This window comes from Cellulomonas sp. PSBB021 (assembly GCF_002240455.1).
In the GTDB taxonomy this organism is placed as follows: domain Bacteria; phylum Actinomycetota; class Actinomycetes; order Actinomycetales; family Cellulomonadaceae; genus Cellulomonas; species Cellulomonas uda.
In genome coordinates, this window is sequence record NZ_CP021430.1 from 2436233 (window position 1) to 2449456 (window position 13224).

Genomic DNA, 13224 nt, shown 5'->3' on the forward strand with positions numbered 1-13224 from the left:
GTCGGGGTGCCTCGTCGGGCCGGTCAGCGCGCGATGCGCCAGACCAGCTCGCGCCCGAACGGCTCGGCGAACCCCAGGTGCTCGTACATCGCGCGTCCGTCGGGTGTCGCGGACAGTCCGACCCGCGTCACCTCGGTCTCGTCGTGGAACCACCGCATCAGCGTCATGACGCACGCGCGCGCGTAGCCGCGGCGCCGGTGCGCGGGCTCGGTCGACACGTTGAACACGTGCCCCCGCCGGCCCGACGGGTTCCACGGCTCGGGCGCGTGGTCCTGGAAGTCACCGACGGCGCACGCGACCGGGCCGCTGCTCCCGTCGGTCGCCTCCCCGTCGACGACGAACGCCACGACGGTCCCCGCCGCGAGGCGCTGCGCGAACCACCGCGTGCACGCGTCCTGCCACGCCCTCTCGTCGGCGCCCGGCACGTCCATCGCGGCGAGCATGACGCGGCGCAGCCGCGTGAGGGCGACGGCGTCCCGCGGGTCCGCGCGGCGCACCGCCACGCGCGTGAGCACGCGCTCGTCGGACGCGGGGCGCGCCTCGCGGTGGTCACCGCCCGCGGACTGCGGCAGCACGGCCGCGGGAGCGGTGCGGAACCGGGTCGCCACCTCGTCCGCCAGCGCCGCGTCGAGGCGGTCGCGCATCGACGCCGACAGCGGCGGCAGCGCGTCGAGCGCGAACCACGCGGCCTCGAGGTTCTCGCCGTCGGCCGGGTGCGGCTCGCCGCCCGTCCACTCCAGCAGGAACACGAGGTCGAGGTACTGCGCCTGGTCGCCGTTCGCGTACGTCATGGGCGCGACGACCTCGACCAGTGCGAGACGCACCGCGCGCGCGTGCACCGCAGCCTCCTCGAGCACCTCGCGCGCCGCCGCGACCGCGGGTTCCTCACCCGGGTCGACGATGCCCGTCACGGGAGTCCACGCACCGTTGTCGGCGCGGCGCACCAGCAGCACCTCGCGGGACGACGAGCCGGGCACGTCGCGCACGACGACCGCGGTGACGCCCGTGAGCCACAGCGGGTCGGTGCCGATCTTGTCCCGCAGCGCGAGGATGAAGTCCGGCGTCGCCACTCAGGCACCCGCGTGCGTGCCGTCGACCGCGTACGGCTCGATCGCCGCGACCTCGTCGTCGGTCAGGGGCGGGGCCGCGAGCGCCGCGACGTTGTCCTCGAGCTGCGCGACCGACGACGCGCCGACGAGCGCGGACGTGACGCGCGCGTCCCGCAGGACCCAGGACAGCGCGAGCTGCGCGAGCGACTGCCCGCGCCCCGCGGCGATCTCGGCGAGCGCGCGCGCCCGCTCCAGGTAGGTGGGCGAGATCGCGTCGGGCGTCAGGAAGTGCCCGACCGACGCGCGCGACCCGGCGGGCACCGACCCCGACAGGTACCGGCTGGTCAGCAGACCCTGCTGGAGCGGCGAGAACACGATCATCCCGACGCCCAGGTCGCCCACGGCGTCCAGCAGCGTCTCGCTCTGCCCGTCGCCTACCTGCTCGACGTGCCGGTTGAACATCGAGTAGCTGGGCTGGTGGATGAGCAGCGGCGTGCCCAGGTCCGCGAGGATCCGCGCGGCCTCGCGGGTGGCCGACGGCGTGTAGTTGGAGATGCCCGCGTACAGCGCCCGGCCCGACGTGACAGCGGTGTGCAGCGCGCCCATGGTCTCCTCGAGCGGCGTGTCGGGGTCCATGCGGTGCGAGTAGAAGATGTCGACGTAGTCCAGGCCCGTCCGCGCGAGGGACTGGTCGAGCGATGCGAGCAGGTACTTGCGCGAGCCGCCGTCGCCGTACGGACCGGGCCACATGTCGTAGCCGGCCTTGCTCGAGATGACGAGCTCGTCGCGGTAGGGCCGCAGGTCGGCGGCGAGCACGCGCCCGAAGCTCTCCTCCGCCGAGCCGTACGGCGGGCCGTAGTTGTTCGCGAGGTCGATGTGCGTGACGCCCAGGTCGAACGCGCGGCGCAGCACCGCGCGCTGCGTGTCCAGCGGCGTGCCGTGCCCGAAGTTGTGCCACAGCCCCAGCGACAGGCCCGGCAGCCGCAGCCCGCTGCGCCCGACCCGGCGGTACGTCATCGCGTCGTAGCGCGTCTCGTCGGCACGGTAGGCGGGCTCGGTGGCCATGGGGGTGGGTCCTCTCGTCGGGCGGTGCCTCAGCACGCTATCCGACGCCGAGCGCGGGCCCGGACCTCAGGTGCGCGACGGTGTGGACTCGCGCAGCACCACGTGCGTGGGCACCTCGACGACGCGCGGCGCACCGTGGCCCGCCTCGAGCACGAGCCGCATCGCCTCGGCCCCGACGTCCTCGAGCGGGATGCGCACCGTGGTCAGGCCGGGCACCACGTCGCGCAGCGTCGTGATGTCGTCGAACCCCGCGAGCGCGAGGTCGTCGGGTACGACGAGGCCCGCGGCACGGACCGCGGCGAGCGCGCCGAGCGCCATGACGTCGTTGACGGCGAACACCAGCTGCGGGCGCTCGCCCGACTCGAGCAGGTGGGTCATGGCCCGCCCACCGCCCTCGTGGTCGAACCGGCCGACGAGCACCCGCTCGTCGGGGACGGGTGCGCCGAGCGCGGCGAGCTCGGCGGTGAAGGCGTCGCGGCGCTCGCGTGCGGTCAGGTGGTTCGTGGGCCCGCCGAGCACCGCGACGTCGCGGTAGCCGCGCTCGTGCACGGCGCGGGCGAGCGCGCGGGCACCCTCGACGTTGGCGATGTGCACCGCGTCGGTGCCGAGCACGGGCTGGCCGATGACCGCTGCGGCACCGCCCGACGTCATGTACCCGTCGAGCGCGTCGCGCAGCGCGGTCGTCGCGCCCTCGTCGTCGTACCGGGACCCGGCGATGACGATCGCGCGGGCCCGCTGACGCCGCAGCAGGCCGACGATGTCGACCTCACGCGACGGGTCCTGCTCGGTGCTCGCGAGGATGACCTGCAGCCCGGCCCGGCCCGCGGCGTGCGCGACGCCGCGGGCGATCGTCGAGAAGTACGGGTCGGCGATGTCGTGCACGACGAGCCCGACGGACGTGGTGCGGCCGCGCGCCATGGCCTGCGCGTTGGCGTCCGGCGAGTAGCGCAGGCGCTCGGCGGCGGCGAGCACCCGCGCACGCAGCTCCGGCCCGACGGTGCGGGTGGGGCTGCCGTTGATCGCGCGGGAGGCGGTGGCGAGCGAGACGCCTGCCTCGCGGGCGACGTCGCTCAGCGTCACGGGTCCGGCCATGCGCACGAGACTAGGGGACCGCCCGACGGGAAAGCGGTATCCTTCGGGCGATCCCACTCGGCACGGCTCACCCCCGAGGATGACGATGACCGAACGTTCCGCCGGCGTGCTCGTGCTGCGCGACGACGACCACGTGGGCGTCGCGACGCGCGACCTGCCCGCCGGCACCGCCGTGCCGCTGCCGGGCGGTACGACGCTCGTCGTCCGCCACGGCATCCCCCGCGGGCACAAGGTCGCGCTGCGCGCGGTCCCCACGGGCGGTCCCGTGCACAAGTACGGGCAGTCGATCGGCCGCGCGACACGCGACATCGCACCCGGCGACCACGTCCACACGCACAACCTCGGCATGGCCGACGACGAGCGCACCTACGAGGTCGGCACCGCGCGCACCCCGCTGCCCGTGCCCGCGCAGCCCCGCACGTTCGACGGGTACCGCCGCGCCGACGGCCGCTGGGGCACGCGCAACTACGTCGGCATCGTGACCTCGGTCAACTGCTCCGCGTCGACCGCACGCCTCGTCGCCGACCAGTTCCGCGGCCGGGTCCTCGACGCGTACCCGCACGTCGACGGCGTCGTCGCGCTCACGCACGACACGGGCTGCGGCCTGGTCCCGACGAGCGAGGGCGCGCAGCTCACGCTGCGCACGCTGCGCGGCTACGCCGACCACCCCAACATCGCCGCGCTCCTGGTGCTCGGCCTCGGCTGCGAGATGCTCCCGCCCGCCGCGGTCCTCGACGGCCTCGACCTGCCCGCCGACAAGCCCGTGCGCGTCCTGTCCATCCAGGAGACCGGCGGCATCCGACGCACCGTGCGCGCGGGCGTCGCCGCGATCGAGGAGATGCTCCCCGGCATCGACGCGCTGCGCCGCGAACCCGCGCCCGTCTCCGAGCTCGTCCTCGGCCTCAACTGCGGCGGCTCCGACGGCTACTCCGGCATCACCGCCAACCCCGCGCTCGGCCGCGCGTCCGACCTGCTCGTCGCGCACGGCGGCACGAGCGTCCTCGCCGAGACGCCCGAGGTGTTCGGCGCCGAGCACCTGCTCCTGCGCCGTGCGGTGTCCCGCGACGTCGCACAGCGCCTGCTCGACCGCATCGACTGGTGGAAGCAGTACACCGCCGCGGGCGGCGGCACCCTCGACAACAACCCCTCCCCCGGCAACAAGGCAGGCGGGCTCACGACGATCCTCGAGAAGTCGCTCGGCGCGGTCGCCAAGGGCGGCACCGCGGACCTCACCGCGGTCTACGAGTACGCCGAGCGCGTCACCACCCGCGGCCTCGCGTTCATGGACACCCCCGGCTACGACCCGGTGTCCGTCACCGGGCTCGTCGCGGGCGGCGCGACGGTCGTCGTGTTCACCACGGGCCGCGGCTCGGTGCTCGGCTGCAAGCCGACCCCGTCCATCAAGGTGGCGACGAACACCGCGACGTACCTGCGCATGACCGAGGACATGGACCTGAACGCGGGACGGATCGTCGACGGGACCGCGACCCTGGAGCAGGTCGGCCAGGAGATCTTCGACCTCGTCGTCGAGGTCGCGTCCGGCCGGCAGACGGTCTCCGAGGAGCTCGACCTCGGCGCCGACGAGTTCGTCCCCTGGCAGCTCGGCGCAGTCACCTGAGCCGAGGCCCTCGACGGCGGCAAGGGTGCGGGCGGGCTCGTCGTGCCAGAGGAGGAAGTGCGACGAGCCCGCCCGCGCGGCCGCGCGCCCGGTCGGCACCGGGCGCGCGTCTCAACAGGGGGCGTAGGACTCGCGGGGCAGGTGCAGGGCCAGGTCGACCGCGGTCTCGACGGCCTCGTCGAGGTCGAGGCGGTGCTCGGCGACGAGCCGGGCGAGGAAGCCGGCGTCGATGCGACGCGCCAGGTCGTGGCGAGCGGGGATGGAGCAGAACGCACGCGTGTCGTCGACGAAGCCCGTGGTGTTGTAGAAGCCCGCGGTGTCGGTGACGGCCTCGCGGAAGCGACGCATGCCGTCGGGGGTGTCGAGGAACCACCACGGCGCGCCGAGCCGGACGGCCGGGTAGACGCCGGCGAGCGGCGCGAGCTCGCGGGAGAACGCGTCCTCGTCGACGGTGAACAGGACCATGCGCAGGTTCGGGTGGTGCCCGAACGACTCGAGCAGCGGGCGCAGGGCGCGCGTGAACTCGGTGGGGACGGGGATGTCGTAGCCGACGTCGGGTCCGCGCGCGGCGTGGACCGCGGGGTCGTGGTCGCGCAGGACGCCCGCGTGCAGCTGCAGGACGAGGCCGTCCTCGCCGGCCATGCGCGCCGTCTCGTGGAGCATGTGGCCGGCGAACGCGGCGGCGGCGGCGGGCTCGACCTGCCCGCGCAGCGCGGCGGTGACGATGCGCTCGGCCTCGGCGTCGGTCAGCGGGGTCGCGTCGGCGCGCAGGTGGCCGTGGTCCGACGAGCGTGCGCCGGCGGCCTTGAACGCGCGGCGCCGCTCCTCGAGCGCCTGGACCAGCAGGCGGTACGACGAGATCTCGTAGCCCACGCGGGCCTCGAGCGCGCGCAGGGCGGCCCGCCAGCCGGGCCGGTCGAGGTGCACGACGGCGTCGGGGCGGAACGTGGGCACGACGCGGTCGCCCCAGCCGTCGGCGGCGAGGCGCGCATGGTCCTCGAGGCCCGAGTCGGCGGGGTCGGTGGTGGACAGGATCTCGAGGTTGAACCGCTCGAACAGCGCGCGCGGCCGGTACTCGGGCTGTGCGAGGCGGTCGACCAGGTGGTCGTAGACGCGGTCGGCCGACGCGGCGGACAGCGGCTCGGTGACACCGAACACCTCGACGAGCTCGTGCTCGAGCCACAGCCGCGTGGGCGTGCCGCGGAACAGGTGCCAGCGCGAGGCGAACGTGCGCCAGATCGCGCGAGGGTCGGTCTCGACCGGCACGCCGTCGCGGCGCGGCACTCCGAGCGCGTCCTGCGGGACGCCCTGCGAGATCAGCATGCGGACCAGGTAGTGGTCGGGGACGACGAGGAGCGCGGCCGGGTCGGGGAACGGCTCGTCGTCCGCGAGCAGCGCGGCGTCGACGTGCCCGTGCATGGAGACGAGCGGCAGGTCGCGCGTCTGCTCGAAGATCTCGCGGGCCAGGGGACGCAGCGTCGGGTCTGCGGGGAGCGCGCGGTCGGGGTGCAGCGTGCGGGTCGTCGTCGTCATGCTCGCGCCTCTCGGGACATCGCGGCTCTGAAACATCCTGAACGCGCATTCACGTGGTCGACCGCGCGTCTCAAGCACGGCAGACGCTACACGGCAAGCGCTTCCCCGGCTAGGGTGTGCCGTGATGAAATCGCGTTCATCGACATCCGGGCCCGACGAGGGCGTCCGGCACCCCTGATCCACCGGTCGACGACGACCGCCCCGAGGAGGTCCACGTGGTCACGACGCTGCGCGACGTCGCGCGAGCCGCCGGGGTCTCCCCCGCGACCGCCTCGCGCGCCCTGACGCACCCCGAGCTCGTCGCTCCCGGACGCCGCGTGCTCGTCGAGCGCGCGGCCGCGGCTCTCGACTACCGGCCGAACCGCGCCGCGCGCGAGCTCGCGAGCGGCCGCACCGGCAACCTCGCGGTCGTCGTCCCCGACATCGCCAACCCGTTCTTCGCGGGGCTCGTCAAGGGCGTGCAGGCCCGCGCGCGCGAGCTCGGGTGCGGGGTGTTCGTCGCGGACGCCGACGACGACCCGCGCCTCGAGGCCGAGCTCGTCGCGCAGGTCGGCGCGCAGGCGGACGGCACGATCCTCGCCTCGCCCCGGATGTCCGACGACGAGGTCGCGCGCCTGCCCGACGACCGGCCGTTCGTGCTGGTCAACCGCCGCCACGACGCGCACGCGTCGGTGGTCGTCGACAACACCGACGGCATGCGCCAGGCCGTGCGGCACCTGCACGCGCTCGGGCACCGGCGCATCGGGTTCGCGGGCGGGCCGGCCGGGTCGTGGTCGGACGCGCGGCGGCGCGACGGGCTCGAGGTCGCGGCGCACGGGCTGCACCGGCTCGAGGTGGTCGACCTCGGCGCCTTCCCGGCGACGACCGGGGGCGGCACCGCCGCGGCGGACGTCGTCGCGGCGGCCGGGGTGACCGCGGTGCTCGCGCACAACGACCTCGTCGCGCTCGCGCTGCTGGACCGGCTGCGCACGCGCGGTGTCCGGATCCCCGAGGACGTATCGGTCGTCGGGCACGACGACACGGTCGCGGTGCTCGGCAGCCCGCGCCTGACGACGGTCGCCGTGCCGCTCGCCCGCCTGGGCCGCGCGGCGGTCGACCGCCTGCTCGACGACGACCCCGGCCCCGACGTCCCGCTGCCCGTCGAGCTCGTCGTGCGCGCGTCGACGGCACCGACCACCGCGCCGACCACCGCACCCACCCGAGAGGCCCTGTCGTGACCGCACGCCTGTCCCGCGCCACGCTCGCCGACGCGCTCCCACGGCCCGGCGTCAGCGGCCCGCCGCTCGTGCCCGCGCGCACCGGCATCGTCCACCTGGGCCTCGGGGCGTTCCACCGCGCGCACCAGGCCGTGCTCACCGAGGACGCCGCGGCCGCGGCGGACGACGACCGCTGGGGGATCCTCGGGGTCACGCAGCGCTCGGCGCGCGTCGTCGACCAGGTCGCGCCGCAGGACGGGCTGTACGGGGTGCTGACGCTCGACCGCGACCGCGAGGACCTGCGCGTGGTCGCCGCGCTGCGCGAGGCGGCCTTCCCGGGTCCGCCCGGGTCCGGGACGGCGCGCGTGCTCGCGACGGTCGCGTCGCCGGACGTGCACGTCGTGACGCTGACCGTCACGGAGAAGGGCTACCGGCTGGGTGCGGACGGGCGCGCGGACCTGTCCGACGAGGGCGTGCTCGCCGACCTCGCGGCCCTGCGCGGCCGCAGCGACGCCCCGGCCCGCTCGGCCACGGGGCTGCTCGTGCGGGCGCTCGACCGGCGGCGGCGCGCGGACGCCGGGCCGCTGACGGTCGTGTGCTGCGACAACCTCACGGGCAACGGCCGCGTGCTCGCGCGCATGGTCGACGACCTGCTCGCCGCGACCGGCGACGACGACCTGCGCGCGTGGGTCGCGGCGTCGGTGCGCTTCCCGTCGACGATGGTCGACCGGATCGTCCCCGCGACGACCGCGGAGCACCGCGAGCGCGCGCAGCGGCTGCTCGGGCTGCTCGACGAGGCGCTCGTCGTGGGTGAGCCGTTCACGCAGTGGGTGGTCGAGGACGCGTTCGCCGGGCCGCGGCCCGCGTGGGAGAAGGCGGGTGCGACGCTCACCGCGGACGTCGAGCCGTACGAGCGCGCCAAGCTGCGGCTGCTCAACGCGACGCACTCGCTGCTCGCGTACGCGGGTGCGCTGCGGGAGCACGTGACGATCGCGCAGGCCGTCGAGGACGACGAGCTGCGCGCGTGGGCGACCGCGTTCACGGACACCGACGTGCTGCCGACGCTCGAGGCGCCGGACGGTGCGGACCTGGTCGCGTACCGGGATTCGCTGCTGCACCGGTTCGCGAACCCGGCGACGGGGCACACGACGGTGCAGGTCGCGATGGACGGTTCGGTCAAGCTGCCGCAGCGGCTGCTGGGCACGGTGCGCGACCGCCTGGCGGCCGGCGCGGTGCCCGAGCACGCGGCGCTCGTCGTCGCCGCGTGGATGGCGTACGTGCGCGCGGCCTCGTCGGGCGCGCTCGTCGTCGCCGGACGCGGGGTGACGCTCGACGACCCGCTGGCCGGCGCGCTGGCGGACGCAGCCGAGGGACCCGTCGAGGGCCTGGCCGACCGGCTGCTGCGGGTCGAGGCGGTGTTCGGCGCGGACCTCGCGGAGCACGCGGCGTTCCGGGCGGCCGTGACCTCGGCACTGAGGTCGTTCCCCGTCCGCTGACCCGACGGCACCGGCTGACCCGGCGACCCGGCTGACCGGACGAGACCCGTTGACCGGGCGGGCAGTCGTGCGGAACGATGGAAAGCGCATTCCACGACCGCACCGGAGGACCACGTGACCACCCGCACCCTGCGCATCGCCATGAACGGCATCACCGGCCGGATGGGCTACCGCCAGCACCTCGTCCGCTCGATCCTGCCGATCCGCGAGCAGGGCGGCATCACGCTCCCCGACGGCACGCGCGTGCAGGTCGAGCCCGTCCTCGTCGGCCGCAACGCGGACAAGGTCGGCGAGATCGCGCGCCGTCACGGCGTCGAGCGCTGGAGCACCGACCTCGACGCACTGATCGCCGACCCGGAGATCGACATCGTGTTCGACGCGTCCATGACGAGCCTGCGCGCCGCGACCCTCTCCCACGCCATGAAGGCCGGCAAGCACGTCTACACCGAGAAGCCCACCGCCGAGACGCTCGCCGAGGCCGTCGACCTCGCCCGGCTGCGCGAGGAGACCGGCGTCACCGCGGGCGTCGTGCACGACAAGCTCTACCTGCCCGGCCTGGTCAAGCTGCGCCGGCTCGTCGACGAGGGGTTCTTCGGGCGGATCCTGTCGCTGCGCGGCGAGTTCGGGTACTGGGTGTTCGAGGGCGACCACCAGAGCGCGCAGCGCCCGTCGTGGAACTACCGCGCCGAGGACGGCGGCGGCATGACCACCGACATGTTCTGCCACTGGAACTACGTTCTCGAAGGCATCCTCGGCACGGTCCGCACCGTCACCGCCACCACCGTCACGCACATCCCCGCACGCTGGGACGAGCAGGGCCGCGCGTACGACGCGACCGCCGACGACGCCGCCTACGCGATCTTCGACGTCGTCACGCCCGGCGGCGACCCGGTCGTCGCGCAGATCAACTCCTCGTGGGCCGTGCGCGTGCACCGCGACGAGCTCGTCGAGTTCCAGGTCGACGGCACGCACGGCTCCGCCGTCGCGGGGCTGCGCCGCTGCGTCGCGCAGCACCGCGCGCACACCCCCAAGCCCGTGTGGAACCCGGACCTGCCCGTCACCGAGCCGTTCCGCGAGCAGTGGCTCGACGTGCCCGACAACGGCGACATCGACAACGGCTTCAAGCTGCAGTGGGAGGAGTTCCTCGCGGACGTCGCGTCGGGCCGCCCGCACCGGTACGACCTGCTGTCCGCGGCGCGCGGCGTACAGCTCGCGTCGCTCGGCCTGCGGTCGTCGGCCGAGGGTCGCCGGCTCGACGTCCCGGAGATCGTCCTGTGAGCACCGACGCGGCTCCCGACCTCTCGCGCCTGTCCCTCAACACCGCGACGACGAAGCGGTGGACGCTCGCGGAGGCGGTCGCCGGGGCCGCGCGCGCCGGGCTCGGGGCCGTCGGGCTGTGGCGCGACCGCGTCGACGAGATCGGCGCGGAGCGCGCCGCGAAGATCGTCGCCGACGCGGGCCTGCGGGTCTCGTCGCTGTGCCGCGGGGGCTTCCTCACGGCCGACGACGAGCGCGGGCGACGCGGGGCGCTCGACGACAACCGCCGCGCCGTCGAGCAGGCCGCGACGCTCGGCACGCGCGAGCTCGTCATGGTCGTCGGCGGCCTGACCGCCGCCCCCGGACCCGAGGCCGCCGCGTCCCCGTACCCCACGGGGGCCGCCGCCGACCCGGCGCGCGACCTCGTCGCGACCCGCGCGCGCGTCGCCGACCGCATCGCCGAGCTCGCACCGTTCGCCGCCGAGCACGGCGTGCGGCTCGTGCTCGAGCCCCTGCACCCGCTGTTCGCCGCGGACCGCGCGGTCGTCAGCACGCTCGGCCAGGCGCTCGACCTCGCGGCACCGTTCGACCCCGCGGTCGTCGGGGTCGTCGTCGACACCTACCACGTGTGGTGGGACCCGGACCTGGCGCGGCAGGTCGCGCGCGCCGGGGCGCACGGACGGCTCGCGGGGTACCAGGTGTGCGACTGGGTGCTGCCGCTGTCCCCGACCGCGCTGCACTCGCGCGGGCACGTGGGCGACGGGTACGTCGACTTCGCCGCGATCACGACCTGGGTACGCGACGCCGGGTACACCGGCGACGTCGAGGTCGAGATCTTCGCCGAGACGGTGTGGGACGCACCCGGCGACGAGACCGTCGCGACGCTCGTCGAGCGCTACGTGCGGCACGTGCTCCCCTACGTGTAGCGGACCCGGCCCGTATCTAGCCCCAAGGAGACTCGTAGACCATCTCACCTGCCGACTGAGACTCCGGCGCTCCCACGGCCGACCCCGGCGACCTGCTCAACGTCGCGTGGCAACCCTGAGCAGGTCGGCGACGAGGTCGAGGTCGTCACGACCCACGTCGAACGCTCCCGCGGTACGGATGAGCCGGAGCGTTCGGTCGACCTGTGCGACGAACCACCTCTCGGCGTGCAGAGCGGCATCGGCTGCAATGGTCGGGTCACAGTCCACCAGCTGCGAGAGCGCCGCATCCCTGGCGACAGGGTCCAGCAGGATCGTCACGATGTCATGCAGGTCGGTGCCCTCCTTGGCGGTCGAGCGAAGGAGCACGGACTGCAGCTTCATGGCCACGAGCGGACCTGCCTCCGCCACCCGCGCAACGGAGCTTGAGACGGACCCATCCGAGCCCCACGCGTCGATGCGCACCTCGGTCGCCGTCCGAAAGGCCCAGGCGTGTGCCATCTCGTAGAGCCTGTCGGTCGGGTCTTCGATGTTGGCAGAGTCCGGCACCTCGAGGACGTCGATGACATCTACCCGCACTGGGCCGCTCGGCGTGATCACCGACGCAGCGGCTGGCGCTACCGGCTTGGCACCGGGGGAAGCGCGCAGGAGCTCAAGGATGCTCCGAGTGGGGTGACCGGCCTGACTGTCGTGGTCTGCTGGTCGCTCGACGCGCCTCAGGTCCAGCGCATCAAGGTCGGAGGTCGCGCGGTGCGCTCGCTGTACCCGGCAGAGCACGGCGACGCCACCCACAATGGTCGGCGGCTCGCCGAGCACGCCGGCGACTACCCCGATCGCATCGACGAGGCGCCGCGTCTCGTCGCCCACGAGCACGACATGTGGCACGTCACCAGACACGGGTCCACGGTTCCGGGGGTGTCCAGTCATCGAGGATCTCCCGGCCACGCCCGGCGTCCTGAGCGAGGTCCAGCGCGACGAAGACCGGCGCAGCGAGTGCATCAGCCTCGACAGACAGATCCGCAGCATCCACTCGGACGCGGCAGACTTCGGGAACGGGGGCGACGCGCACCGTACATCGCACCTCGGCGGGCGACCTCGCGACGCCGAGGAGACTGCGAGCGCGCCGCAGCGACACCTCGGTCGGCACGAAGAAGTCCGCCGGCCGGTCAGCACGCGCGGCCACGGGCGCGCCGTAAGCGGCGGCGGCGAGCGTGTCAGTGAGAGCCCATCCGGTTGTCGCCGCGACGTCCTCGAACCCCAGCCCGAGCACCTCGTAGGCGGCGCCCATCCCAGGACCGGGGGCGCTGGCAAGGCCGACACGGTTCCCGGGCCACACGTCCACGACGCTCCAGAAGAGCTCAGGGGCCGGCCGGAACGTCGATCCCTCCACCAGCGACGCGTCTCTGAGCGCGCTGAGGAGTTCCGAGACCGTGCTCGGCGAGCGTCCCAAGCGACGCGCGAGGCCGCGAACAGCGTGATCCTCGGCTGGGGAGGACAACAGGGCGCAGGCAATCTCGAGCCCGGCGGGCGCGCCGAGGGGATCGCGCGGCCGCGGTCGGTCTCGCACCGCCGGAACCTCGGCATGGATGAACAAGTCCTGACCTTCGACGTGGAGCATCCCGCGCAGGTCCAGCCATCCCCAGCCCGCTGCCTCGAGCGCTCGACGGGCGTCGACACCGATTCTGTCCGCGACGACGACGCGTACACCCGGCGACGTCGCGCCTGGACGGAAGGCGGGGTTGGTCCGGACCGCGTGCTCCGGAAACACGGACCACCGCTTGACCTGCACCGGGACGCGCGCGCCTCCGACGAGCAGCTCAAGATCGCTCGCCGCGTCGGACCGCCGCGATACACGGACTCCCGTCGTCTCGAAGGCGTCCTGCAACAGTGCCGCGGCTTCGTCCGCACGAGCAGGCATTGCCACAGTCTAGCCAGGTGTTCGGTGTTCGGAAAGACCCGAACACCGAACACCGCAGTCAGTACAGGCGTCCTGGC

The 13224-nt window shown here is 74.3% G+C and carries 11 protein-coding genes; 5 read left to right on the forward strand and 6 right to left on the reverse strand.

Annotated features, from left to right (window positions below; genetic code table 11):
- Positions 1-23: 23 nt before the first annotated feature.
- The 3 genes from CBP52_RS18730 to CBP52_RS11130 all read right to left on the reverse strand — a co-directional run bounded on the left by CBP52_RS18730 (position 24) and on the right by CBP52_RS11130 (position 3206).
- Positions 24-1070, reverse strand: a complete 1047-nt coding sequence (locus tag CBP52_RS18730; protein ID WP_094181002.1) for a GNAT family N-acetyltransferase — start codon at positions 1068-1070, stop codon at positions 24-26.
- Positions 1071-2114 carry an aldo/keto reductase gene (locus tag CBP52_RS11125; protein WP_094181003.1) on the reverse strand — a complete coding sequence of 348 codons (1044 nt, stop codon included), beginning with the start codon at positions 2112-2114 and terminating at the stop codon, positions 1071-1073.
- A 66-nt stretch (positions 2115-2180) separates the two neighbouring features.
- Entirely contained in the window at positions 2181-3206 is a 1026-nt protein-coding gene (locus CBP52_RS11130; protein WP_094182328.1) for a LacI family DNA-binding transcriptional regulator, read from the reverse strand.
- Positions 3207-3291: 85 nt separating this feature from the next.
- Between CBP52_RS11130 and CBP52_RS11135 the strand changes: the two genes are divergently transcribed.
- The gene (locus CBP52_RS11135) at positions 3292-4824 is read left to right on the forward strand and encodes a UxaA family hydrolase (RefSeq protein ID WP_369826216.1); all 1533 of its coding nucleotides are present in this window, start codon (positions 3292-3294) and stop codon (positions 4822-4824) included.
- Positions 4825-4935: 111 nt separating this feature from the next.
- Here the strand turns inward: CBP52_RS11135 and uxaC are convergent, their stop codons facing one another.
- The gene (uxaC, locus tag CBP52_RS11140; RefSeq protein WP_094181005.1) at positions 4936-6357 is read right to left on the reverse strand and encodes a glucuronate isomerase; all 1422 of its coding nucleotides are present in this window, start codon (positions 6355-6357) and stop codon (positions 4936-4938) included.
- 215 nt (positions 6358-6572) lie between these two features.
- Here uxaC and CBP52_RS11145 point away from each other — a divergent pair, with 215 nt between their 5' ends.
- The 4 genes from CBP52_RS11145 to CBP52_RS11160 all read left to right on the forward strand — a co-directional run bounded on the left by CBP52_RS11145 (position 6573) and on the right by CBP52_RS11160 (position 11232).
- A complete protein-coding gene (locus tag CBP52_RS11145) occupies positions 6573-7574 on the forward strand; it encodes a LacI family DNA-binding transcriptional regulator (protein ID WP_094181006.1) in 1002 nt (333 codons plus the stop codon).
- Positions 7571-9049, forward strand: a complete 1479-nt coding sequence (locus CBP52_RS11150) for a mannitol dehydrogenase family protein (protein WP_094181007.1) — start codon at positions 7571-7573, stop codon at positions 9047-9049. Before CBP52_RS11145 ends, CBP52_RS11150 begins: the two co-directional genes overlap by 4 nt.
- Positions 9050-9190: 141 nt before the next feature.
- A complete protein-coding gene (locus CBP52_RS11155) occupies positions 9191-10327 on the forward strand; it encodes a Gfo/Idh/MocA family protein (RefSeq protein WP_094182329.1) in 1137 nt (378 codons plus the stop codon).
- Positions 10324-11232 carry a sugar phosphate isomerase/epimerase gene (locus tag CBP52_RS11160; RefSeq protein ID WP_094181008.1) on the forward strand — a complete coding sequence of 303 codons (909 nt, stop codon included), beginning with the start codon at positions 10324-10326 and terminating at the stop codon, positions 11230-11232. Before CBP52_RS11155 ends, CBP52_RS11160 begins: the two co-directional genes overlap by 4 nt.
- Positions 11233-11328: 96 nt before the next feature.
- On the opposite strand, the gene CBP52_RS11165 is transcribed toward CBP52_RS11160, so the two are convergent.
- Positions 11329-12126, reverse strand: a complete 798-nt coding sequence (locus CBP52_RS11165; protein ID WP_157732583.1) for a prevent-host-death protein — start codon at positions 12124-12126, stop codon at positions 11329-11331.
- Positions 12116-13147 carry an ArsR family transcriptional regulator gene (locus tag CBP52_RS11170; protein ID WP_157732584.1) on the reverse strand — a complete coding sequence of 344 codons (1032 nt, stop codon included), beginning with the start codon at positions 13145-13147 and terminating at the stop codon, positions 12116-12118. Before CBP52_RS11170 ends, CBP52_RS11165 begins: the two co-directional genes overlap by 11 nt.
- Positions 13148-13224: the final 77 nt, after the last annotated feature.

What these genes read in the sequence shown, in the direction of transcription:
- CBP52_RS11125 (WP_094181003.1), bottom strand. Translation starts at nt 2,114, where the DNA reads ATGGCCACCGAGCCCGCCTACCGTGCCGACGAGACGCGCTACGACGCG.
- CBP52_RS11130 (WP_094182328.1), bottom strand. Translation starts at nt 3,206, where the DNA reads ATGGCCGGACCCGTGACGCTGAGCGACGTCGCCCGCGAGGCAGGCGTC.
- CBP52_RS11135 (WP_369826216.1), top strand. Translation starts at nt 3,292, where the DNA reads ATGACCGAACGTTCCGCCGGCGTGCTCGTGCTGCGCGACGACGACCAC.
- uxaC (WP_094181005.1), bottom strand. Translation starts at nt 6,357, where the DNA reads ATGACGACGACGACCCGCACGCTGCACCCCGACCGCGCGCTCCCCGCA.
- CBP52_RS11155 (WP_094182329.1), top strand. Translation starts at nt 9,191, where the DNA reads ATGAACGGCATCACCGGCCGGATGGGCTACCGCCAGCACCTCGTCCGC.
- CBP52_RS11170 (WP_157732584.1), bottom strand. Translation starts at nt 13,147, where the DNA reads ATGCCTGCTCGTGCGGACGAAGCCGCGGCACTGTTGCAGGACGCCTTC.